General features: G+C 38.7%; 18 protein-coding genes. 7 read left to right on the forward strand and 11 right to left on the reverse strand.

All coding sequences use genetic code 11. The features are described 5' to 3' along the window. The first annotated feature begins 47 nt into the window (after nt 1-47). Nucleotides 48-965: a UDP-3-O-acyl-N-acetylglucosamine deacetylase gene (gene lpxC, locus AACV00_RS14120; RefSeq protein WP_012368233.1), complete on the forward strand. Its 918-nt coding sequence runs from the start codon at nt 48-50 to the stop codon at nt 963-965. A 30-nt stretch (nt 966-995) separates the two neighbouring features. Here lpxC and AACV00_RS14125 read toward each other — a convergent pair whose 3' ends face one another. Continuing rightward, complete coding sequence (locus AACV00_RS14125; RefSeq protein WP_036895466.1) at nt 996-1,514, reverse strand: DUF721 domain-containing protein; 519 nt, start codon at nt 1,512-1,514, stop codon at nt 996-998. A gap of 43 nt (nt 1,515-1,557) precedes the next feature. Here AACV00_RS14125 and secM point away from each other — a divergent pair, with 43 nt between their 5' ends. Then, complete coding sequence (gene secM / locus AACV00_RS14130) at nt 1,558-2,085, forward strand: secA translation cis-regulator SecM (RefSeq protein WP_004248559.1); 528 nt, start codon at nt 1,558-1,560, stop codon at nt 2,083-2,085. A 107-nt stretch (nt 2,086-2,192) separates the two neighbouring features. Beyond that, entirely contained in the window at nt 2,193-4,901 is a 2,709-nt protein-coding gene (gene secA / locus AACV00_RS14135; RefSeq protein ID WP_004244101.1) for a preprotein translocase subunit SecA, read from the forward strand. 146 nt (nt 4,902-5,047) lie between these two features. Here secA and cueR read toward each other — a convergent pair whose 3' ends face one another. From cueR to hpmB, 4 genes are all read right to left on the reverse strand, one after another. Further along, nucleotides 5,048-5,455: a Cu(I)-responsive transcriptional regulator gene (gene cueR / locus AACV00_RS14140; protein ID WP_108716851.1), complete on the reverse strand. Its 408-nt coding sequence runs from the start codon at nt 5,453-5,455 to the stop codon at nt 5,048-5,050. Nucleotides 5,456-5,563: 108 nt separating this feature from the next. Continuing rightward, complete coding sequence (locus tag AACV00_RS14145) at nt 5,564-8,053, reverse strand: heavy metal translocating P-type ATPase (protein ID WP_161680386.1); 2,490 nt, start codon at nt 8,051-8,053, stop codon at nt 5,564-5,566. A 268-nt stretch (nt 8,054-8,321) separates the two neighbouring features. Continuing rightward, nucleotides 8,322-13,055: a calcium-independent hemolysin HpmA gene (gene hpmA / locus AACV00_RS14150; protein ID WP_161680388.1), complete on the reverse strand. Its 4,734-nt coding sequence runs from the start codon at nt 13,053-13,055 to the stop codon at nt 8,322-8,324. 33 nt (nt 13,056-13,088) lie between these two features. Next, nucleotides 13,089-14,774 carry a hemolysin secretion/activation protein HpmB gene (hpmB, locus tag AACV00_RS14155; protein ID WP_017827186.1) on the reverse strand — a complete coding sequence of 562 codons (1,686 nt, stop codon included), beginning with the start codon at nt 14,772-14,774 and terminating at the stop codon, nt 13,089-13,091. Nucleotides 14,775-15,470: 696 nt separating this feature from the next. Between hpmB and mutT the strand changes: the two genes are divergently transcribed. Further along, nucleotides 15,471-15,866 (forward strand): 8-oxo-dGTP diphosphatase MutT, encoded by a 396-nt coding sequence (gene mutT / locus AACV00_RS14160; RefSeq protein WP_017627934.1) that lies wholly within the window; start codon nt 15,471-15,473, stop codon nt 15,864-15,866. 52 nt (nt 15,867-15,918) lie between these two features. On the opposite strand, the gene yacG is transcribed toward mutT, so the two are convergent. The 6 genes from yacG to ppdD all read right to left on the reverse strand — a co-directional run bounded on the left by yacG (nt 15,919) and on the right by ppdD (nt 20,675). After that, nucleotides 15,919-16,134, reverse strand: coding sequence for a DNA gyrase inhibitor YacG (yacG, locus tag AACV00_RS14165; protein WP_004244091.1), 216 nt, complete (start codon nt 16,132-16,134; stop codon nt 15,919-15,921). Nucleotides 16,135-16,186: 52 nt separating this feature from the next. After that, nucleotides 16,187-16,939 carry a cell division protein ZapD gene (zapD, locus tag AACV00_RS14170; protein ID WP_004244089.1) on the reverse strand — a complete coding sequence of 251 codons (753 nt, stop codon included), beginning with the start codon at nt 16,937-16,939 and terminating at the stop codon, nt 16,187-16,189. Nucleotides 16,940-16,941: 2 nt separating this feature from the next. Then, nucleotides 16,942-17,556, reverse strand: a complete 615-nt coding sequence (coaE, locus tag AACV00_RS14175; protein WP_004244087.1) for a dephospho-CoA kinase — start codon at nt 17,554-17,556, stop codon at nt 16,942-16,944. A gap of 277 nt (nt 17,557-17,833) precedes the next feature. Further along, nucleotides 17,834-19,033 (reverse strand): type II secretion system F family protein, encoded by a 1,200-nt coding sequence (locus AACV00_RS14180; RefSeq protein ID WP_161680390.1) that lies wholly within the window; start codon nt 19,031-19,033, stop codon nt 17,834-17,836. Continuing rightward, entirely contained in the window at nt 19,030-20,133 is a 1,104-nt protein-coding gene (locus tag AACV00_RS14185) for an ATPase, T2SS/T4P/T4SS family (RefSeq protein ID WP_161680392.1), read from the reverse strand. Before AACV00_RS14185 ends, AACV00_RS14180 begins: the two co-directional genes overlap by 4 nt. 98 nt (nt 20,134-20,231) lie before the next feature. After that, complete coding sequence (gene ppdD, locus AACV00_RS14190) at nt 20,232-20,675, reverse strand: prepilin peptidase-dependent pilin (protein ID WP_004244084.1); 444 nt, start codon at nt 20,673-20,675, stop codon at nt 20,232-20,234. Nucleotides 20,676-20,885: 210 nt separating this feature from the next. Here ppdD and ampD point away from each other — a divergent pair, with 210 nt between their 5' ends. The 3 genes from ampD (at nt 20,886) to aceE (ending at nt 25,355) form a co-directional block, all read left to right on the forward strand. Beyond that, entirely contained in the window at nt 20,886-21,428 is a 543-nt protein-coding gene (gene ampD, locus AACV00_RS14195; protein ID WP_161680395.1) for a 1,6-anhydro-N-acetylmuramyl-L-alanine amidase AmpD, read from the forward strand. A gap of 326 nt (nt 21,429-21,754) precedes the next feature. Beyond that, on the forward strand, nt 21,755-22,525 hold the full coding sequence (gene pdhR / locus AACV00_RS14200; RefSeq protein ID WP_012368227.1) for a pyruvate dehydrogenase complex transcriptional repressor PdhR: 771 nt from the start codon (nt 21,755-21,757) through the stop codon (nt 22,523-22,525). A 163-nt stretch (nt 22,526-22,688) separates the two neighbouring features. Further along, complete coding sequence (gene aceE / locus AACV00_RS14205; protein WP_004244080.1) at nt 22,689-25,355, forward strand: pyruvate dehydrogenase (acetyl-transferring), homodimeric type; 2,667 nt, start codon at nt 22,689-22,691, stop codon at nt 25,353-25,355. Nucleotides 25,356-25,360: the final 5 nt, after the last annotated feature.

Below are 25,360 nucleotides of genomic sequence, written 5' to 3' on the forward strand. Positions count from 1 at the left end.
TATAAGTATAATAATTGGTAGGACGGATAATATTGCGAGATAAAATGATGATCAAACAACGGACATTAAAACGAATTGTACAAGCAACTGGTGTGGGGCTCCACACGGGTAAAAAAGTTACGCTTACAATGCGTCCGGCGCCAGCTAATACTGGGGTCATCTACCGTCGTACTGACTTAAATCCACCGGTGGATTTTCCAGCAGACGCAAAATCAGTTCGTGACACTATGTTATGTACTTGCTTAGTGAATGAAGATGATGTGCGTATATCAACCGTTGAGCATTTAAATGCAGCACTGGCTGGTTTAGGCATTGATAATATCGTAATTGAAGTGGATGCACCTGAAATTCCTATTATGGATGGCAGTGCAGCACCTTTTGTTTTCTTATTGCTTGATGCAGGTATTGAAGAACTTCGCACTGCGAAAAAATTCATCCGTATCAAGGAAACAGTACGTGTTGAAGATGGCGATAAATGGGCGGAAATGCGTCCTTATAATGGTTTTAAATTAGATTTTACTATCGATTTTAACCATCCTGCTATCGATGCAAGTACTCAGCGTTATAAATTAGATTTCTCTGCTGAATCCTTTATGAGTCAAATAAGTCGTGCTCGTACATTTGGATTTATGCGTGATATTGAATATTTACAATCGAAAGGATTGTGTTTAGGCGGTAGCTTTGATTGCGCTATCGTGGTTGATGACTATCGTGTCCTCAACGATGATGGTTTACGTTTTGAAGACGAATTTGTTCGTCATAAAATGTTAGATGCAATCGGTGATTTATTTATGTGTGGCTATAACATTATCGGTGAATTTACCGCGTTTAAATCAGGTCATGCACTAAATAATAAATTGCTTCAAGCTGTTTTAGCAAAAGAGTCTGCTTGGGAATTCGTCACCTTTGAAGACGAAGCGAAAATGCCAGTGGCATTTAAAGCGCCATCGACAGTTTTTGCTTAATCGCTCAATTGTAAAGCACGTTAATTATCTCTAATTAGCGTCATCTTTGGCTGTACTTGTACTCTCTCCGGCAAGTGCAGCCAACCGTTCTAATCTTTCTCTTAATTTCTTCGGGCTTTTCTCTGCCAAATATTTCAATGATTGTGCACTCTCTACACTTAAATGGCGTTTTTTTACGGGTGTTGGATCTTTTAATGATGAAGTGACACTCTTTTTTCCCGCTTTTATGCTTAAAGAAGGATTTATTTTGATGTCTATTGAGGATAACGATGGTAAAATTTCCTTTCTTAATGCAGAAAGTAATGATGGAATTTCATAACGTAATCGGGTCATCCAACTTGCGTTTGTGACTTCAATAATTAAAATAGCATTGCGATAATTGGCGACACGGCATTTATCTTGTAACGGTGCTGGTAAAAGTGCCATGACGGTACGATTTAATTTGAGTAAAATTGTTGCACGCTGTTGTATAAGCTGTAATGTGCTTTTATTGGAACCTTCAAGCTCTTTTAGGATGTTTTCCAATGATTGTGGGTAGCTATCCCGCATAGATTTTGACTCCACAAATTATAAAATTAAATAACGAAGGTTAATGAGCATTATAAATTTTTGGCGACAATTTGGCAGACGATATTTTTGGTCGCATCTGCTATTAGGGATGGTAGCAGCAGGTATTGGTATGCCTTCGCTGGTGTCTGCCCATGCTGAAAATCCATCACAAACGGATACACCTTCCTCACAAAATCGTCAAAGCCAAGCATTAATCGCTTTTGATAATTTATTCTTACGCCAGAGTGTACAGAATCCTGCTTCATCCTTCACCTTTAATTACTGGCAACAGCATGCTGTTAAAAATGTGATTAAGCAGCTCTCTTTTGCTTTTACCATTCATTCACCTGAATTGATGGTAAAAGCAAAAGATGAGCCATCACCTGTTGCGAATGTTGCTGAGGTCATGCTTGATACGCTTTATGCGTTACTGACTCAAGCGCCATCTTCTACCCTGGTTAATTTACCGATTTCCCGTAGCGTGTTAACGGAAAATCGTATTTCCTATCATACCGGATTATGGCTTGCTCAGATCCGCGGTATCCGTGCTGGACCTTACCTAACAGCTTAATTGAGTTTGTTAATCTTTGTTAGATTATGCTTATCTCTATGATTTATCGTCGATAAACATAGAGGCTGTATTCGGCGTATTTACGCCATAAATGAGAATAAAGAGTTATGTTAGGTAAAATTGTAACCAAAATTTTTGGTAGTCGTAATGAACGCGCTATTCGTCGTATGCGTAAAGTGGTTGCTCAAATCAATCAACTAGAGCCAGAATTTGAAAAATTAACCGACGATGAATTGAAAGCCAAAACAGATGAATTTCGTGAGCGTTTAAAAAAAGGTGAAAAAGAAGAGGATATTTTACCTGAAGCTTTTGCCACTGTACGTGAAGCGAGTAAACGTGTTTTTGGTATGCGTCACTTTGACGTACAGCTTATTGGCGGTATGGTATTAAATGATCGCTGTATCGCAGAGATGCGTACAGGGGAAGGTAAAACCTTAACTGCAACACTGCCTGCTTATTTAAATGCGCTATCAGGTAAAGGGGTGCACGTTGTTACCGTCAATGACTATTTGGCGCAACGGGATGCGGAAAATAACCGCCCACTATTTGAATTCTTAGGGTTAAGTGTTGGTATCAACCTCCCTAATATGGCACCACCAGCAAAACGTGAAGCTTATAACGCAGATATCACTTACGGTACAAATAACGAATTTGGTTTCGACTATTTGCGTGACAATATGGCGTTTAGCCCTGAAGAGCGTGTCCAACGTAAATTACACTATGCATTAGTGGATGAGGTTGACTCCATTTTAATTGATGAAGCTCGTACTCCACTGATTATTTCAGGGCCTGCTGAGGATAGCTCTGAACTTTATATTAAAATGAATAAAGTTATTCCTCATTTAGTGCCTCAAGAAAAAGAAGATTCAGATACCTTCCAAGGGGAAGGGGATTACTCTGTCGACGAAAAAACGCGTCAAGTGAATATTACTGAGCGTGGCTTAGTTAAAATTGAAGGGTTATTAGCCGAAGCAGGTATGATGAAAGAGGGCGAGTCACTTTACTCACCTGCTAACATCATGCTTATGCACCATGTAACGGCAGCCTTACGTGCCCATGCGTTATTTACAAAAGATGTTGATTACATTGTTAAAGATGGCGAAGTTATCATTGTTGACGAACATACCGGTCGTACCATGCAAGGTCGTCGTTGGTCGGATGGTCTACACCAAGCGGTAGAAGCAAAAGAAGGTGTGAAGATCCAAAATGAGAACCAAACATTAGCGTCCATTACATTCCAGAACTATTTCCGTTTATATGAGAAATTAGCGGGGATGACCGGTACTGCAGATACCGAAGCTTTTGAATTTAACTCTATCTACCGTTTAGAAACTATCGTTATTCCAACTAACCGCCCAATGGTACGTAAAGATTTACCTGATTTAGTTTATATGAATGAAAAAGGTAAATTTGCCGCGATTATTGAAGATATTCGTGAACGTACTAAAAATGGACAACCGGTACTGGTGGGGACCATCTCGATTGAAAAATCTGAAGAGATCTCCCAAGCACTTACAAAAGCGAATATTCATCATAATGTCCTGAATGCCAAATTCCATGCTATGGAAGCAGATATCATTGCTAATGCGGGGTTACCATCAGCGGTGACTATCGCAACTAATATGGCTGGTCGTGGTACCGATATCGTATTAGGGGGAAGTTGGCAAACTGAAGTTGCGAAGCTGGAAAATCCAACAGAAGAGCAAATTGAAGAGATCAAAGCACAATGGCAAAAACGCCATGATGCGGTATTAGCTTCTGGTGGTTTACATATTATTGGTACTGAACGCCATGAATCACGTCGTATCGATAACCAGTTACGTGGTCGTGCGGGGCGTCAAGGGGATGAGGGTTCTTCTCGTTTCTATCTGTCAATGGAAGACTCCTTAATGCGTATTTTTGCCTCTGATAAAGTATCAGGCATGATGCGTAAACTGGGAATGAACGAAACAGAAGCTATTGAGCATCCATGGGTAACTAAAGCGATTGCTAATGCACAACGTAAAGTAGAAAACCGTAACTTCGATATTCGTAAACAATTACTTGAGTATGATGATGTAGCCAATGATCAGCGTCGAGCTATTTATACTCAACGTAATGAGTTGTTAGATGTTGCTGATGTCAGTGAAACTATCGACAGTATTCGCCAAGATGTGTTTACTTCGATGATTGATAACTATATTCCACCTCAATCACTAGAAGAAATGTGGGATATTGAAGGTTTAACGGCCTGTCTGCAAAATGACTTTGATTTAAATTTACCTATCAAAGAGTGGTTAGATAAAGAGCCTGAACTACACGAAGAAACACTGCGCGAACGCATTTTAGAAAAATCAATCGAAGTCTATAAAGCAAAAGAAGAGATTGTCAGTGCTGAAATGATGCGTAACTTTGAAAAAGGTGTCATGTTACAAACACTGGATTCACTGTGGAAAGAGCACTTAGCGGCGATGGATTATCTGCGTCAAGGTATCCATTTACGTGGTTATGCACAAAAAGATCCAAAACAAGAGTACAAACGTGAATCTTTTGCTATGTTCGCTAATATGTTGGAATCACTGAAATATGAAGTGATCAGCACATTAAGTAAAGTACAAGTTCGTTTACCTGAAGAAGTTGAAGAGTTAGAGCGTCGTCGTCGTGAAGAGGCGGAGCGTTTAGCTAAACAGCAACAACTTAGCCATGAAGTGACAAAAGAATCACAAATGTCAGCCGTTGATGGCCAAGTGGCATCAGGCAAAAAAGTGGGTCGTAACGAACCTTGCCCTTGTGGTTCAGGTAAAAAATATAAGCATTGTCACGGTAAATTAGGTTAATTACTTATTGCTTATTATATGGGTAAGAATGTAACACCATTTTAAAAATAGAAAGCCCACCTTCGAATAAAGGTGGGCTTTTTTTATCATGGATAAAAAAACATAAAATAGGAGAGTGGAGGTAATAAAGGTTGTTTTTTTGTTGTTTAATGTTCTGTCCCTGTTTGGGGGTCGACTAGCTTAGCAATAATTGGGCAATCAGGATTATTATCACCTTGGCACTCTTGTGCTAAATGCGATAATGTTTGCGTCATTCGTTGCAATTGCGCTATTTTACGGTTTAATTCATCGATATGAGAAAGGGCAATAGCTTTTACATCAGCACTTGTCCGTTCTCTGTTATTCCATAAAACTAATAATGTTGATATTTGCTCTGTTGAAAAACCAAGAGCACGTGAATGGCGGATAAAGCGAAAACAATCTACATCGCTATCATTGTAATCGCGATAACCTCCGTCAGTACGAATTGCCTTAGGTATTAAACCAATTTGCTCATAATATCGGATCATTTTACTTGAAATACCGGATTTTTTTGCAGCTTGACCAATATTCATCTTATTCTCCTTATCTGATAATAAAGCGCTTTTCTTCTAAGTAGAGATAATTGCTTTATCAGCATAAGCCAGATCTTTTTCGGATCTGGCAATAAAGATAATTTATGTTTAATGTGTTTTCATGGGCGCTTGAAAACGTTTTAGTCGTAGTGCATTTCCTAAAACAAATACACTAGAAAGCGCCATTGCTGCGGCAGCGAATATAGGCGAAAGTAACATGCCATTGATAGGATAAAGCATACCCGCAGCGACAGGGATTAATAATGCGTTATAAGCAAATGCCCAGAATAAGTTTTGTTTGATATTACGAATGGTTGCTTGGCTAAGTGCAATCGCATCAACAACACCGCGTAAATCACCTGACATTAGTACTACGTCAGCAGCTTCAATGGCAACGTCAGTTCCTGTACCAATTGCCAATCCTACATCAGCTTGTGCAAGCGCTGGGGCATCATTGATACCATCTCCGACAAATGCAACTTTATCTCCTTTCTGACTAAGTTGTTTTAATGCCGCAACTTTTCCATCAGGAAGGACTTCTGCAACTATTTCATCAATACCAAGTTGTTTTGCTATTGCTTTTGCTGTTGCTTTGTTATCACCTGTGATCATTGCTACTTTTAAACCTAATGCATGTAATGCTTTAATAGCTTCAGGTGTTGTTTCTTTTATTGGATCTGCAACGGCAATAATCGCAGCAAGACGGCCATCAATGGCGGTATACAGTGGTGTTTTACCTTGCTCACCTAATTTTTGAGCGGATGAAGCGAACTGACTGACATCTAACCCAAGCTGTTTCATAAAGCGGTCGGCACCCACAGAGACAGATCTTCCATCAACTGTTGCACTAACACCAAAACCAGGAATAGCTTCAAAATTATCCACACTAGCAAGCGTTAATTTTGCCTCGTTTGCTGCATTAACAATTGCTTGTGCAATAGGGTGTTCTGAATAAGTTTCAATTGAAGCGACAAGACTTAATATCTCGTTATATTCAAATTTTTCTGCTGGGATCAGATCAGTTAGCTCAGGGCGGCCTTTTGTCAATGTACCAGTTTTGTCGAGTGCGACCACACTAACATCACGTAAGGCTTGCAAAGCTTCACCTTTACGGAAAAGTATTCCTAATTCAGCAGCTCGTCCTGTGCCAACCATAATTGATGTTGGTGTTGCTAATCCCATTGCACACGGACAAGCAATAATGAGTACCGCAACAGCATTGATGAGCGCAAAGGTTAGTGCAGGCTCAGGACCAAATGCGAGCCAAATAAAGAATGTGATCGTTGCACCTATCATTACTGCGGGCACAAACCACATGGTAACTTTATCAACAAGCGCTTGGATTGGTAATTTTGAACCTTGAGCTTCCTCAACTAAGCGAATAATTTGTGCGAGTATCGTATTGGCACCCACTTTGGTCACTTTAAAACTAAAAGCGCCTGTTTTATTGATGGTGCCACCGACAACCTCAGCCCCTATCTCTTTTGCTACAGGAACGGGTTCACCGGTTATCATGCTCTCATCAACATAAGAATGGCCTTCTACAACCTCACCATCAACAGGGATTTTTTCACCAGGACGAACAACAACGATATCGCCCATCATAACTTGATCTAATGGAATTTCTAGTATTTCACCATGACGTGAAACACGTGCTGTTTTGGCTTGAAGACCCACTAAACGCTTAATCGCTTGTGAGGTATTTCCTTTGGCTTTTGCCTCAAGATTTCGCCCTAATAAGATCAAGGTAACAATCACGACAGCAGCCTCAAAATAGATATTTGCCGTACCTGCAGGTAAGACTTGGGGTATAAAGGTTGAAACGATAGAATACCCGTAAGCGGCTACTGTACCGACTGATACTAATGAGTTCATATCAGGAGCACCGCGTAATAATGCGGGTATTCCTTTTTTGAAAAAGCGTAAGCCAGGGCCAAACATCACTATGGTGGCAAGAACAAATTGAATATACCAGTTGAGCTGTTGCCCTAATGTTTGCGTTACCCAATGATGGACTCCGGGGATAAAATGTGAGCCCATCTCAATAACGAACACTGGTAATGTGAAGATAGTGGCAATAAGTAATGCTCGGCGTAACGAGCGGGCTTCTTTTTCACGACGCTCTTCACTTAAATCACGAGTATTGGCTGGATTATCTGATAGCCGCCGTGGTTTATAACCGGCATGGACAACCGCCACTTCTAAATCAGTAATAGATACTACGCCGGATAAATGACGCACACGAGCACGCTCAGTGGCAAGATTCACGGTGGCTTCTAATACACCAGGAATTTGAGCTAATGCTTTCTCAACACGCCCGACACAGGAAGCGCAGGTCATTTCTTCAATAGCTAATTCAGTGATCTCTTCAGGAACTTTATAGCCAGAGCTTTCAATCGCGCTTACAGCAAGTACAGGATTGGGGGTACTGCTAAATGTAATATCAGCACGTTCTGTTGCAAGATTCACGACAGCATCTTTTATTTCAGGTACTGCCTTTAATGCTCGTTCAACACGTCCGACACATGAAGCACATGTCATACCTTCTACAGGTAAGCTCAGCCTATTTGCTGAGGATAATGTTGTAGGTGTATTCATCAAACTTTCCCTCTTAAATATGGTATGGGACAAAGCTTAAGCTTTACCATTAGGGGAAGGTCAAGGATTATATAATTATTTTGTTTGCTTTTATTTTGTTTATATTCAATGGGTTATATTTTCTTGGTTTATTTTAAATATTAAAGAATTGTAAGTTTATCGGGAGCAGATGCCATAAGTACGATAATAAAAAGCCCACTTGTAATAATGACAATCAAGTGGGCTTAGCTTACAAAAAATAGGCAGTTACTCTTTTATGAAGTATCGACTATTTTTCAGAAATAGATGCTTTTGTATTGACGGTTTCATTCGTTTTAACGGGGGATTTAAAAGAAATATCTCCACCTACCAGTTGTTTTGCTAAATCCACCACAGAGGATTTCAGATCAAGATCGGCGCCGGCTTCATAATGATGACCTTCAATATTTTCTAATTTAACGCTACTTCCCCCTAAATCAACTTGGCCTTGTTTACTCGCAATTTCTGCTCCGGTGAGTTTTGTCGAGCCATTCACATTTAATGATAGGTCGTTGTTGCTAGTTAAGGAGGTGGTTTTAGTGACAGCATCATTATCTACATGAGTGACTTTGATATCTGCATTAGCAGTATGACCCTCAGCACCTGTTACGATATTCTTAATACCATTACCGACTTTACCAAAACCTTGATCAATTTTGGCTTTAGTTTCATCACTGATACCTGTTTTATCTGCAATAGTTGAAGAGAGGGAGTTATATTTATCAGAGATAGCATCGGTTGATGATTTAATTCCTGAATCAATCGTATCTTTGATAGTTTTCTCTAATAATGATCCTCCGGCTTTAGCCGTTTTATTCACTTGGCTTGATTTAGGATCATTGGTGTGGTTGTAGCCAACATTGACGCCAACAGTGACATGGCGATCACTCTCTTTTTGGCTAGTAATATTGAGTGAACCACCGACATTACCTGTAATGCTATCAGCAGCCACATTAGCACCAGATAGTGTCAGATCTTTATTACTATTAATCGTTAATGTACCTGTTTCTAAGGTTGCATTTTGGTGGCTCGTTTTTTGTTGATCTTCCACGTTAACCAGTAATTTACCCCCTATGTTATGAATAGAGGTAGCAGGTTTCTCCTCTGTAACTTCTTTTGGGGTGGTATTGGTTTTTTTGCCATTAAAGCCAATATCTGTTCCCCAATTGTTTTTATAATCAGTAGACTGTGCGGATGTGATCTCGATATCACCGGATTGTGATGTTAGCTGAGTATCTTTACTATTAACTTGTGCTCCTTGAAGATGGACGCTATTGCCATTAATTGTTAAGTTTCCTGAGTTATTAATCGTTCCTCCTTCCCGAGATACGCTTTTCTCATCTTGTTTACCAATAGCAAATTGGGCACTGCCTAAACCATTCACAGATGAAGCATCATCGGTCATTTTTTTACCAAAACCTGCTTGTACTCCTCCAGATAAATTATTGCCTTTTTCAGTACGTTCAGAGCTCGCTGATTGTAGGTCGACTTTATTAGTTGCATTTAATGCAATATCTTGTTCGCTACTTAAATGAGTACCTTGTAAAGTCAGGTTATGCCCAGCGTTTAATTCAATACCTTGAGAGCCAGTGATAGCGCCCACTTTTGCGGTAGTCTGCTCTTTGCTGTGATGAGTTGTCCCTGCATTGAAACCTCCACCATAGTCTTTACTCTCTGGCGTGGTGCCTACTTTCAGATTTGCACTACCATTAACATTAGATTGACTTTCGCTATGAGTATCAGTCGCCTGTGCAAGAGTGAGATCACCCCCCGCATTGATAACTATTTTGCCCTTTTGTGCATCAAATTGAGCACCTTCATAATGGGCATTTTCACCTACATTAATTGAAATATCGCCATTTGAGGTAAATTGGCTACCTTTAGCCTTTGTTTCCATTAAGGCGTTATCAGTTGTTTGGCCTTCACCTTTAATAGCAACGGTAATATCACTGCCCGTTTTGGTACTGACACCAACTTGTCCACCGCCTTTTGTTTCATGGAATGTCGTTTGATGTTTATCTTGCGCGACCTCACTTGTGTGGGTGTTTGCTGTGAGAGAAATACCTTCTTGGGTTGATTGATAGTGAGTACCTTGATCATGTAACTTATTATTACTATCAATGTTGATTTTTCCTGCATTGATAGAGGTTGAAACGGCTTGGCTATCGGTTTGTGATTGCTGACTACCACCACCTTTAATACCCACTTCAACACCGACATTGGGGGTCTCTAAATTGCTAAGGTTAGCTAAATTAGCAATTGCATCTCTTGCTGTAACTTTTTTAGTTAAATCGGTATTGTTACCCGGTTTGGTTGTGTTAACACCATCTTCGATTGCTTTCTTAACTGGCTTCGTTACACCGCTATAATCAAGATTAACGCCAACATTGATACCAACATTTAAGCTGTCAGTTTTAGATGTTTCACTATCATTGACGGCAAGATGCTGAATATTTTCACCAGACTCTTGATAACGCCCCTCAACATGGTGAGAAGCTCCTTCGTGAAGCAAATCTTTGTTCGCGGTAATAGTCAAATCACCTGCAACCTCTGTTTGGCTGCCTCTATTTTTTGTTACCTCTGTTTGTGTATGTTGTTTGTCATATTGAAAATCGGCTTTAGAACCGACTTTATCTACACCTCCTGTGTAGCTAAAACCCCCTGAAATAGTGGTATCTGTGTTGTCCGCTTGTTTTTTATTTTCCGTGCTAACAAAGGCAACATTATCACCCGTAATAGAGGCATTCCCTGCGGTAGTCTTTAGATCAGATCCCGCAAAAGTCACATTTTTATTCGCTTGCAGATCAACATTGGCGCCACTAATGGTTGAGTTAGCTTGCTCTGTTTCAGTACTAGTATTTTTATTGGTGGTATGAGTGATATGAAAGCCCGCACTATATTGCTTGTCTTCAACTTCTTTGGCGTGCCCAGTAATGGCTAATGATGTTTTTTCATCATCAATCTTAGTGACTTGTTGTGCTGATTTAACGTTGATATCACCTAAAGAATGAATACCTAATTTATCAGCGCTTTTGATCAAACTACCAATGACATTAACATCATTGCCACTGACAACGGTCAATTGTGCATCGGAAATGAGTTCACTACCTGTAGATGTTTGTTTATTAGTTTCATTTTTATGTGAACTTTTAGTGATATTAAACGCGGTTCCTGTGCGTTCATCGATTTTACTGATGGTTTCACTCAGCGCATTATCAATGACGACATCACCTTGTGTGGTTTTAACAAAAGCACCTTGGTTGCCTTTTACTTGGCTACCGGTAATGTTGACATTGTTATCTGCAGCAAGGAGCAATTGACCATCAGCGGTTAATTGTGTTGCATGACTAACTTGTTGTTGATTATTATTATTTTTATTCTGACCACCACCAATACCTCCCCACATAACATGATTATCGGTGACTGTTTTATCATTATTGGTTTTTTGGACGTTTAAATTAATATTATCTTTGGCATTGACCAGCACATTTTCATTCGCATGCAGTTTAGCACCTTGCGCCGTTATTGAGCCTTGAGCATCTAAACCAAGATCTTTACCTGCCGTTAATTCACTGGCTTTTAACGTCTCAGTTTGGTGGCTATTACTCCAACTACCACTTTCTAAGCGAGAAGTATGATTACGTTTATTGCCATTTTCACTACGACTTTCTTTCTCAACTAATCCATTGATATGGATATCTTTATTGGCATTAATTGCAAGGTTATTCCCCGCATTAATTTTAGCCGCGTCTAAGGTAACATCTCCTTTAGTTGCGGTTAATGTCGCATTATTTTTAGCATCAATTTGGCTACCAATTTGCTGTATTTGTTCTTTCTCTTTAGTCACATCGTATTTCCACGAGTAGAACCAGCGATTATCAATATCGGTCTCTTTTTGCTGTAGCTGTTTACCATCGATAGTTAAATCAGCGCCTTGTAACGTGATATCATCCCCCATTAAATCAGAGGCTTTGATTTGATTATGGCTACTCGCTACTAATGTGATGTTTTTACCTTTTAATTCGGTTTTAGTGAGTGTTTGACTAGAGCCACTATTATTAACCGTGATCCCGCCACGATAGTTTTGGTAATTTTCACTGCCATCTTTATCGTAACTGTCATAACGGACTTGACTATCTGTTTGAATATTATCGGCTTTAACACTTAGGTCGTTATCTGCGGTAAATTTACCTGCTAATTTAACTCCACTACCTTCAGCCGTATTAATAATGCGGATACGACCCGATTGCATACTACCAAAGAAATAGCTATCTAATGCTGAAACGGGTTTTTGTGAAGAGAGAATATCAAAATGTTGTGAGAAGGTGTTTTGTCCAGTAAAGGCTGAAATTTCAGCGGCAGTGATTTTCCCTCTACTATCAATACGAGGAGCAATTAAGTCTAACAACCCTGTTGTATTTAAGCCATTTTTACCAAGCGATAGTAAATTGGTGTTGTTGAGGGTGCTATAGCCTTTTAGCTGACCATTTTCAAAGAGCGGATTACCAACAACTAATGAAGAGCGGCTGGTATTTATAAAACCACAACCATCACATGTGATACCATTTGGGTTAGAAAGCACATATTCAGCAGCGATACCAAAGACCTCTTGCTGACCTAATAAGAATGATGGGTTGCGGCTAACAACTTCATTCAAAATTAAAGAGGCAGCTTGACCATTTAAATTGCTGTTAGCGTTTAAATGACCCGCAAGTTGAGATTGTCCCGCTTCTAATGCGTTATTAAATACAGCCCCAGGCTTGCCAACATTGAAGTCTTGGTATTGGTTATGAGAAATCCCTTCGTTATTTGGCGTGACTATATTAATCACTTGCGTACCACCATTAACAGCAGAGACATCCGGCCCTTGATGGCCTGTATCGGGCACGATGCCATTACCATAAGCATTAAGAGAGACAAAAATTATTGCTAAAGACGCAGCAAGTCGCCCAGAGGGTGAAAGTTTAAAGTTTTTTGATTTCATAGAGTTATCTCCATTTGTTGCTATGAATGTAGATCAAAATAAGTATGAAAATTTAACCAGTAGTTGAGTAGGATCTTTGGTTTTATTGGAATTTGTTTGGTGATACAGTAACTCGCCTTTTGCAACTTCAAGGTCGAGTTGTGCTTGTTGATATTGAATATTTAAGCCGGAGCTTAGGCCGTAACCACCTTGCCATCCTTTGTAGTTGCCATGTTGTTTTACTTGACCGATATCTACCCCTATACGAGGTGTGATAGAGAAGTGGTTAAGTCGATAGGGATAGGAGAGGGTATTGCGTAAATAGCCACCGTTATCACCAGAAAGTGTGCTTTGATCAAAACCACGAATAGCGTTTTTGTCTGTTAAACTTAGCCATTCAACGCCGGGGAGTGTGTCGTGGCTGTATTGGCCTAAAAAAGTACTATTGAATAAAAATGTAGAATGCCATAGAGAAAAGCGTTGATACCAATTGGCAAATAGCTTAACTTTTGTAAAGCGATAGTCGTTACCATTACCGTTAGCGATATAGGGTGTTTCCTCTGCGCCAAACCAGCCGACCGCTTTTTCAACACTTAAATTAGTGCTCAATACGCCATTTGGAATAATCTGCAAATGATTAATCCCTAATTCAATCGTGGTTAATTTAGGGCTACTGAGATCTAAACGAATTTGGCTAAAGTAGTTGCGTATACGTTTATGAGTGACTTGAATATTTAAGGTATCAATTTGTTTTTGGCTACGACTAAAAGCATAATCGCCTCTAATACCTACTTGAGTGGTATCGCCATATAAGCTGACAGTACGTGTTTGTAATTTTTGGTGAAATTGGTACTCCGAATAACTACCAAAAGAGCTAAAAGTAAAACCACCATAAGGAATTGAATAGAGCAAAGTATAAGCGCGATTAAAACGGGTATTCGGGTTATCTGTTGTTATGTTGGCATTTAAGCTTACAAAATCAGATAAACCTAATGGGCTATCTAAACTAGCATTCGTTCGTATTAACCAGCGGCCTGAATTTTTCTGTCCATAATTGTCACTAGCGATATTGAGATGCCAAGGTGATTTTCGTTGATTAGACAACTTAATGACAGATCCTCCCAATTCGGTACCGGGAAGAATATCCACTGTGACTTTATTTGATTGCAAACGGTTAGCTTGATCTAAGCCTTGATCGAGTGTAGCGAGTTTTAATGGTTGCCCTTTGATTCGAGGAAATAGTAGTGTGGTGTTAACACCTCGATCACCTCCTTCAATACGTTCAACAAACCCTTCAATAGCATACAGACCTAATTCGCCATGTTGGTTAGGACGTAAGAATTGGATACGTGCAGTAATATAACCATGTTGAAGATAACGCTGAGTGAGTTCTTTTACGAGGCGATTAATATCAGCACTCTTAATACATTGATCTGGTAATGGAGATAATGAATTGAGATCCTTCTCAGTAAGTAAAGTAATACCTTGAATATAAACGCCTTTTATAGGCAAACAGTGTTCTGACTCAGTAATTAAAGTTGGGGTAGGTGAAATATTTACCGCTTTTTCTTGCAGTTGCTGATAGCGATTTTGTTCTATTAATTGATTAATTTCACGTTGGCTATCTTGCAATGCACGCCTTGATTCACTGATTGAGCCTAAATTTCCTGTTTCATTTGCGCTTAATCCACTGGTAGAAAAACAGCTTAATAGTGTTAATAAAACAACTTTTTTTTTCATTTTACCTCGAGATAAAGGTATTAATTCAAATATAATAATAGGGCTTTAATATATATAGATAATAAATAATGTTTTATTATTATATTGAAATTAAAAATAATAAATACCAGTTACTCTTTAATTGAATATATTTTTAAAATTGATGGATTTAAGTAAAACTTTCCCTTTTTTTAGTATTAACTATCAATAAACGTAAAATAATCAGTATGATTTTGTTAGAGAGAATAAGCGTTATCTACAAATAAAATCATTTGTTTAATTTTTATTGTTATTGTATTTGTTGTGATTTTTGCTATGTAAATTACCAGTTAGAAAAAATCAATTAACCAAAAAATAGGTTTTTTAGAGAAAAAAGAAGAATACTGAGAGCGGTTTTGAAAAAATTTAATTAAGTTAAAAGTGACTTTTCATTTGTTGGCAGTGATTTATTTATTTCATTATATAAAATATTCATTCTGTGAATAATTATTTCATTTTAATAAATAAAATATAAAAGCATTTATACTTTTACTATTTATTTATCTTAATAAATAGTGATGATTGAGTTTAAACGAAAAGAGTCCAACTTTTGCGGGGGCGTTCATCAGGGGGGAGCAGATGCCGAATAGTGAAGAAAGAAAATCAACCTCATACTATTGGATCTACGGTATAATGGTGAAGTTTGTCAGTGAAACGTATGATCTAATAAGGCTGTTTATGATAGATAAAAAAAAACTACATATTGCTGCAGGTGTGATTTGTGATAAGCAAAATAATGTATTTATTACCCAACGTCCTTTGACATCTCATATGGGAGGATATTGGGAGTTTCCTGGTGGAAAACTAGAAGATAAAGAGACGCCAGAGCAGGCATTATACCGTGAGTTGCAAGAAGAAATAGGTATTAATGTGACACAATGCCAGTTGCTTGAAACGGTAGAGCATGATTTTATTGATAGGCATATTACATTATCATTCTTTTTAGTCACAGAGTGGGAAAATAAACCTTACGGTAAAGAGGGGCAACTTTCCCGCTGGGTACCTATTATGTCCTTAAATGCCGAAGATTTTCCGCCAGCTAATCGCTCTATTGTTGCCTTATTGCAAAAATAATCAATACAGCCACTTCATGATTGTTGTGGCTGTATGAGTATGCTGTGGGCGTTTAATTAAACGGCTTAGGATCTTGCTCTGGCATTTCACTCCATTCATCGCTGTCATTGCTTTCGCTTTGACTTGGAATTCGCTTCTCTTCAGCCGCCCATTCGCCTAAATCGATTAACTGGCAACGCTTACAACAAAAAGGACGATAAGGGCTACTTTCATCCCATATTACCTCGGTTCGGCATGTTGGGCATTTCACTATTAATTTTTCGCTCATTATCTCTCCTGAATTTAATTGAGATGATTTCTGTTGTTGATATTAAGCTATATTAACAACATGAAATCTCAAAAGGTAGTTCAGAAGGGATTGTGCCATGCTCACTATCAAGAGGCAAAAAGCGAATAGCATAACGGTTTTTGTGTCCTGAGACTTGAGGGTAAATTTGTTGGCTGGCAAGTAGCTTGATCCGTAATAATTCACCTTCTTCCGTACTGTCTTGATAAAAACCATTATGGCTTAATACCGGTTTAAATGTATCTGATTGACGAATAAGTGTTAATAGGGCATTTAATGCATTTTGTAGAGGATATAACCCTTCCTGCCAACAAGTTAACTTTTCAGTACGCACCGTTTGAGGAAGATTTAACCACAAATGCAAAGTAGGGACATCAAAGCTACAACATCCTCCCGGAATGCTGAGGCGTTGTTTTACTAAGCTGATGATTTTATCTTGTTTTAAATGTTGTCCAATACGTGGTGCTTTACTTAATGCGCAAGCACTTTCTGATAACTCATTAATAATATGACTGACAATCTCTTTATCGACATTAGGAAAGGATAACCACTGTTGCAGTTTTTTTTGTCTTTTTTCTAACTCTTTAAGTAGCTCTGCGCGGATCTCTCCGCGATCTAAAACTTCAATAAATTCTGAAACGGCACGAAAAAAAGATAATGCAGAAGATAATGAATTAATAGATTGAAAACTATTTAATTGAATTAATGAGTTTTCAATTCTAAGCCATGAACGCATTTTCTCATTAAGCGGGTGTTCAAAAATAATTGTTGAGGTTTCTTCACTCATGGCTATTGTCCTGTATTGCTTTTTTGAGCTAATTCTAAGTAATGCTGATGAAGTTGTTTTATTTGTTCATCTTGATTTAAGCTATTATCGTGATTTTCAATAATATCATCAGCAACGGCTAATCGTTGTTCTCTTTTAGCTTGGGCTTGTAAAATTTTGAGTACATGATCTCGGCTTACACCATCACGTTGCATAGTTCTGGTAATTTGTTCTTCTTCAGTCACATCAACCACAAGAATACGATCGGCTAAATGTGTTAGTTTATTTTCAACTAATAAAGGAACAACCCAAATAAAATAAGGGGCGCGAATTTGTTGAATTTGTTTTTGCGTCTCTTGTTGTATAAGTGGATGGAGTAACTGGTTTACCCACGCTTTTTCTTGTTGATTTTGAAAAATAATATGACGTAATTGCGCTCTATTTAACTTGCCATCAGGCAATAAAATTGTGTCACCGAAGTGTTGCTGTAAGGCTTTTAATCCCGGCGAATCTGGCTCTACCACTAATCGTGCAATGACATCCGCATCCACAAGAGGGACGCCGAGTGAGGCAAAACCATTAGCGATGGTCGTTTTACCACTACCAATACCACCTGTAAGAGCAACTGTATAAGTCATTGCGTTCGTCTATTTTTAATTAATCAAAATTTACTGTTGATTGCGATATTCTAAAGCTTAAACTGATTTTTATCACAAGATAATAACCGCAATATTTGGGTTTTATTCAGTTATTATGATAAGCGATTTTCTGCTACCCTGACAGCCTAGCTTACAGTAAGTGGATAAATCTTCGCTTAATCGGCTATTAATATATCAAAATGTAATGATGATGCATTGTATCACTGATGTTTTGATTATTAGATGCATTGTTAATGACTTTAGGATATTGCTAGCATCAATGTATGGTATCACCTAGTTGTAACACCGGAAGATACATCGCAATAATAAGCGTGCCAGTAATCAATGCGATCAGTGTCATTAAAATAGGCTCAAGCCATGTTTTTACACTATCAAGACGTTCTTCTAATTGATGATAAAACCAGTGGGTAAGTTGCTGGCAAAAAAATTGTAGTTGTTCAGAATTTTCTGCTGAAGAGATAAATTGATAACAGATTGGCGGGAATAGAGGATTATGTCGCATAAATGAGCTAAGTGATTTGCCTTGAGTAATATGCGCTACCATATCAGTGAGTGCTCGTTGATACAGTGAATGCGTTAATTGCTCTGTAATAATTTTTAATCCCTGTAATAGTGGTAATCCAGCTTGTTGTGTAATCGTCATTATCTGAAAAATAATATGTAGCTGGTGATATCTTAATAAGATGCCCAAGTAAGGAAGATTAAGCCAACATCGTTGTTCAATGTCGCGAAATTTAGCACTATGGTGTTTAATAGTGTAATAGCTATAAGAAATTATTAATATAAACAGCAGGATAATTAAACTATATTGAGAAAACCATTGAGAACATCTAATTAAGGTTAATGTTAGTGTCGGTAGCTCAGTATTAAATGCACTGTATAAAGATTGATATTCAGGTAAAACATAGATCAACATAGATATTGTAATAACGATTAATGTTAATAATAAGAATAGAGGATACTGAAAAGCTTTTATTATTTTTTTTATTAAATCCCGCTGGTTTTTTAATTGTGTTGTTTGTAATAAGAGAACTTCATCAAGCTTACCACTCTCTTCACCAATATAAATAAAATGGGTTAAATTAGCAGGAAAATAGAGTGGATAACGACTTAACTGTTTAGACAGCGCGCCTCCTTGATTTAGGTGAAAAATAATATCATTTAAAACACATTGCCAATGTAAATAACGACATTCTTCTTTAAGCAGTGTTAATGCGGGCAAAAGTGCTAAGCCTGAATGAAGTAATAACGCTAACTGTTCAAGAAGTTGAATGCGGTATTGTTTATCACTATTTTGAAAGATTATTACCCTATATAGGCGAATTTTTACTGGTAATTTTTGTTGTTGAATAAGTTGATCAATAACTTCATGTTTAGATTGAGCGACAACGTTGCCACTTAGCCATTTTCCTTGATAAGTTAATGCATTATAGCGATAGATAAAATGTAATTTCATTCAATATCTCCGACTACTTGATAAACTTCATCTAAAGACGTGATCCCCTTCTTTATCAGTTCAATACCTGAGTTAAATAGTGCGTAAGGTGAGGGGAGTGATTGCTTGGCAAGTTCAAAACAATCATAAATAGCTGTTCTGCCTTTGTAGCCGGAATAACAAAATTGACAACCTGTTGCTTGCCAATTGGGTAATATAATTTGTTGATTATTAATAATGAAATTTTTCTGCTCAGGTGATGGGTATTTACAGTCGCTACATAAGCAACGAACTAAACGTTGAGAAATAATTAATTTTACACAAGAGTCGATTAAATCTTTTGCGATGCCTAAATTAGCCAAACGGGCGAGTGTTGCTTGGGTAGAGTTAGTATGCAGTGTTGATAAAACTAGGTGGCCTGTTTGTGCTGCTTTTATTGCTATTTCTGCTGTTTGTTGATCACGTATTTCACCTATCATAATAACATCGGGATCTTGGCGTAATAGTGCCCGTAATATTGTTGCAAAAGTAATACCAGCTTTTTCTGTTATTTGTGTTTGATTAATGCCATGGAGAGGTAACTCAATAGGATCTTCAATACTATTAATATTACGATTATCTTTATTTAAATATTGTAAACAACTATAGAGTGTTAAAGTTTTACCACTCCCTGTGGGGCCGGTGACTAAAATCATTCCCTGAGGTTGAGTAAGATATTTTTTTAATAGTGTTAGGTGAATTGTTTGAAAACCTAACTGTGCTAATTGTGGCTGTTGCAGATTATTCATGAGCCGTAAAACTATTTTTTCTCCATATAAAGTAGGAAGTGTCGCAACACGTATTGAATAATTGTTTTTCTGGTAAGACCAATTAAATTGACCATCTTGTGGTAGGCGTTTTTCGGCAATATTAATATTCGCGAGGATTTTTAAACGTGTCAGGATCTCGTTAGCTAATTGATTGTCAGGGGGAGAAAATAACACTAGATGATTATCAATTCTCGCGCGAATTCTCAGGCTATTTTGTTGTGGCTCTAAATGAAGATCAGAAACACGTTGAGCAAGGCTGTGACATAATAATTGCTCAATAAACTCTGTTGCTGTATGGATAGTATTATTCATGAAAGCTCTTTTTTACGATAAATGATTTATGGATGGTAAGGGCTAGAAACAGAGCCTATTGGCTTTTCCACCTTGGTTGAGGTTGTCGTTAGATTGGTTTAATGAGATTTAAAAACCTTATGGCATAGCGTTTGTAACGCGGTGTTAGTTGATGTGCAGTTAATTTGCCAATGGGGAAGTGTCTCTTTACTGTTTGTTGCAGGAGTCATTACGATGGTTAGCCCTTCTAGTTGAGCCTTACCTTTTGCACTAATAACGCCATTGGCAACATGAATATCAGTAAGGTATCGACTACGAAATTGTTGAGGCATAAAACTGGCATCAGCATGGCATTGGTTATATTGATGTTCATAGTGACAAAGTTCCACTGCAGAACGATAAGGCGACAGGGTTTGTAATACATCAGTTAAGGCGGCCTTTTGGATATAACCATGATAAGCAGGGATCGCCACTGAGCTTAAAATTGAGATAATGGCAATCACAATCATCAATTCCATTAGCGTGAATCCATTCTCTGTTGAGTGATAATTTAATGTATTCATTTTTCTCTCCTTGATAAATAACCTGTTGAAGTATGAGAAAAAAGCGTTTTATTGGCGAATAGAGAAGCTAAGAATTGAGTAAAATATCGAAAAGAAAAAGGCATGATACAAAATTAACCACTATTATTGAGAGCAAGTTCGCATTAATTGGCGGATATTATTAATAAAAATAGCTAATATGATTTTAAATGTAGAAAAAAGAGGGGTGTTGTGGAGATTAAACAAGGCTGGCTAACGGGAGTAAAGCTCGTTCCATCGCCAAATTATGACAATAGACCTGAAGGTGAAATCCCTTCATTGTTGATTATCCACAATATCAGTCTTCCTCCTGGGCAATTCGGTGGACCTTATATTGATCAACTGTTTACCAATACGCTTGCTGTTGATGATCATTCTTTTTTTAATGAGATTGCACATCTGCGTGTTTCTGCGCACTGTTTAATTCGCCGTGATGGTGAAATTGTGCAATATGTGCCTTTTACGGCACGAGCGTGGCATGCCGGGGTTTCCTTCTATAAAGGGCGAGAGAAATGCAATGATTTCTCGATTGGTATTGAGCTAGAAGGAACCGATGAGTGTGACTTTACGCCGCAGCAATATCAGCAATTATCGACACTCACTCAGCAACTTATTGAACACTATCCGGGCATTAAAGAAAATATTACCGGACATAGTGATGTCGCACCTGGTCGGAAAACAGATCCAGGACCTCATTTTAATTGGTCATATTACCGAGCACTATTAGCAAAATAACACAACAAAATGCATTAATAATTGATATTTTTGCATTGATAATCAATATATGAATGCTGTCACGCTTCAGTGTGACTGTTTATGTGTTTAATCAATGTTAAAAAATAGTGTTTTTAATCTTTTCTAATAATGCGATCTAGTTATCAAATTTGATGAATTTATCAAATAATTTGTTAAAATTTGCAGGTTTTTATGATTTCGCTCAACAACTGTATGGACAGTTAGTAAATACTTTGTTACTTTATTATCCATTACATTAAATTGGTATTACCAATTGACATTTCAATAACCAAGGTAATAGTTATCCAATAATGGCTTCTAGCAATATGGCTTACACAAAGATCCGCCAACCAAAGCTTTCTGATGTGATAGAACAACAACTTGAGCATCTTATTTTAGAAGGCACCCTACGTCCGGGGGAAAAACTCCTGCCTGAACGTGAGCTGGCAAAGCAATTTGATGTATCGCGTCCTTCATTGCGTGAAGCAATCCAAAAATTGGAAGCAAAAGGTTTTTTATTACGCCGCCAAGGTGGTGGAACCTTTGTGCAAGATAACCTTTGGCAAAGCTTTAGCGATCCTCTCGCTCAACTCCTCAGTGGGCATCCAGAATCTCAATTTGATTTGTTAGAAACACGCCATGCCCTTGAAGGTATTGCGGCTTATTATGCTGCATTACGCGGTACTGATGATGATCTTGAGCGTATTAAAGCCAGTCATGCTCGCATTATTGATGCTCATGATAAAGGGGATATCGCGGCGGAGTCGGATGCGGTATTGCAATACCAATTAATCGTTACGGAAGCTGCTCATAATGTCGTTTTGCTACACTTATTAAGGTGTATGGTGCCAATGCTTGAGCAGAATATCCGACAAAATTTTGAGTTTCTTTATACACGTAAAGAGATGTTAACTGCTGTAAGTGAGCATCGCACACAGATTTATCAGGCGATTATTAATAGAGAGCCAGAAGCCGCCCGTGAAGCTTCACACCGCCATCTGGCCTTTATTGAAGATGTTTTGTTGGATATGAGTCGTGAACATACTCGTCGTGAGCGTTCTTTACGCCGGCTCCAACAACATCCTGATTTATTTTAGTAGCACAGATCCTGACCGCTGAGTCTGTACTACCTATCTCCCTGCAATATTCAGGGGTAGCGGTAATAACAGCAGGGCCTATCTTCCCGTCATATCCCCGTGGTATCACGGGAAGATAGGCTCCTATAACCATTAGAAACAGATAACAGATAAGGAATACACCATGTCAGATATGCTGAAAAATGACGTGGATCCGATCGAAACTCGCGATTGGTTACAAGCGATCGACTCGGTCATCCGTGAAGAAGGTGTTGAGCGTGCACAGTTCCTGATTGATCAGGTATTAAAACAAGCCCGTAATGGCGGTCTTGATATTGCTTTAGGTGGCTCTGTACACAGTGATTATATCAATACTATTCCTGTTGAAGATGAACCCGCTTACCCTGGCAATCTGGAATTGGAACGTCGTATCCGTTCTGCTATTCGCTGGAACGCAGTAATGATGGTTCTGCGCGCGTCCAAAAAAGATTTGGAACTCGGCGGACACATGGCGTCATACCAGTCTTCTGCAACTTTATATGAAGTTTGCTTTAACCACTTCTTCCGTGCTCATAATGACAATGATGGCGGTGACTTAGTTTACTTCCAAGGTCATATCTCTCCGGGGATCTACGCACGAGCATTCTTAGAAGGGCGTCTGACTGAAGAGCAATTAAATAACTTCCGTCAAGAAATTGGTGGTAAAGGTTTATCCTCTTATCCACACCCTAAATTAATGCCTGAATTCTGGCAGTTCCCAACCGTTTCAATGGGCTTGGGGCCACTATCTGCGATTTATCAAGCAAAATTCTTGAAATACTTAGATCACCGTGGCTTAAAAGATACCACTAAGCAACGTGTTTATGCGTTCTTAGGTGATGGTGAAATGGACGAGCCAGAATCTAAAGGTGCTATCACTATCGCTGTACGCGAAAAATTAGATAACCTGTGCTTCGTGGTTAACTGTAACTTACAGCGTCTTGATGGCCCAGTTACAGGTAACGGCAAAATTGTTAACGAATTAGAAGGTATCTTCGCCGGTGCTGGCTGGAACGTGATCAAAGTGATGTGGGGCGACCGTTGGGATGCACTACTACGTAAAGACACTTCCGGTAAACTGATCCAGTTAATGAATGAAACACTGGATGGTGACTACCAGACTTTCAAATCTCGCGACGGTGCTTATGTTCGTGAGCATTTCTTCAATCGTTACCCAGAAACTGCCGCATTAGTTAAAGATATGACTGATGACGAAATTTGGGCGTTAAACCGTGGTGGTCACGATCCGAAGAAAGTTTTTGCGGCATTCCAAAAAGCCAAAGAAACCAAAGATAAACCAACCGTTATTTTAGCTCAGACCATCAAAGGTTATGGTATGGGTGAAACGGCAGAAGGTAAAAACATCGCTCACCAAGTGAAAAAAATGAACATGGACGGTGTGAAACATTTCCGTGATCGTTTCAATATCCCTGTTAGCGATGAGAAAGTAGCAGAACTGCCTTATATCACTTTTGATAAAGATTCAGAAGAGTACAAATATCTGCATGCTCGCCGTCAGGAACTAGAAGGTTACTTACCTGCTCGTCGTACTCGTTTTGATGAAAAATTAGAAATTCCTACACTGGAAGATTTCAGCCAGTTATTAGAAGAGCAATCTAAAGAGATTTCTACTACTATCGCATTCGTTCGTGCGTTGAACGTAATGTTGAAAAACAAATCTATTAAAGATCGTTTAGTCCCTATTATTGCTGATGAAGCACGTACTTTCGGTATGGAAGGTCTGTTCCGTCAAATCGGTATCTACAGTCCGAATGGCCAGCAATATACGCCTCAAGATCGTGAGCAAGTTGCTTACTATAAAGAAGACGTTAAAGGTCAGATCCTGCAAGAAGGTATTAACGAACTGGGTGCGGGTGCATCTTGGTTAGCGGCTGCAACATCTTACAGCACTAACAACTTGCCAATGATCCCATTCTATATCTACTACTCAATGTTTGGTTTCCAACGTATTGGTGACCTATGTTGGGCTGCGGGTGACCAACAAGCACGCGGTTTCTTAATTGGTGGTACTTCAGGTCGTACAACGCTAAACGGTGAAGGTTTACAACACGAAGATGGTCATAGCCATATTCAATCACTGACTATTCCTAACTGTATCTCTTACGATCCGGCCTTCGCGTATGAAGTTGCTGTCATTATGCAAGATGGTTTAGAACGTATGTATGGTGATAAACAAGAAAACGTTTATTACTACATCACAACGTTAAACGAAAACTATCATATGCCAGCAATGCCAGCTGGAGCAGAAGAGGGTATCCGTAAAGGTATCTATAAACTGGAATCTCTGGAAGGCGCGAAAGGTAAAGTTCAGTTACTGGGTTCTGGCTCTATTTTACGTCACGTACGTGAAGCGGCACAAATTCTGTCAACTGAATATGGTATTGGTTCCGATGTGTACAGTGTAACATCATTCACTGAATTGGCTCGTGATGGTCAAGATTGTGAACGTTGGAACATGCTACATCCATCAGAAGAGCCTCGTGTACCATACATTGCTCAAATCATGAATGATGCACCAGCTGTTGCTTCAACAGACTATATGAAACTGTTTGCAGAACAAGTTCGCACTTATGTGCCAGCTGACGACTATCGTGTCTTAGGTACAGATGGTTTCGGTCGTTCAGATAGCCGTGAAAATCTGCGTCACCACTTTGAAGTTGATACTTCTTATGTGATTGTTGCTGCATTAGGCGAATTAGCTAAACGTGGTGAGATTGATGTGAAGGTTGTTGAAGAAGCAATCAAAAAATACAACATCAACCCTGAAAAAGTAAACCCACGTCTGGCGTAAGAGGT

This window comes from Proteus sp. G3927 (genome assembly GCF_963894685.1).
Taxonomy (GTDB): Bacteria; Pseudomonadota; Gammaproteobacteria; order Enterobacterales; family Enterobacteriaceae; genus Proteus; species Proteus mirabilis.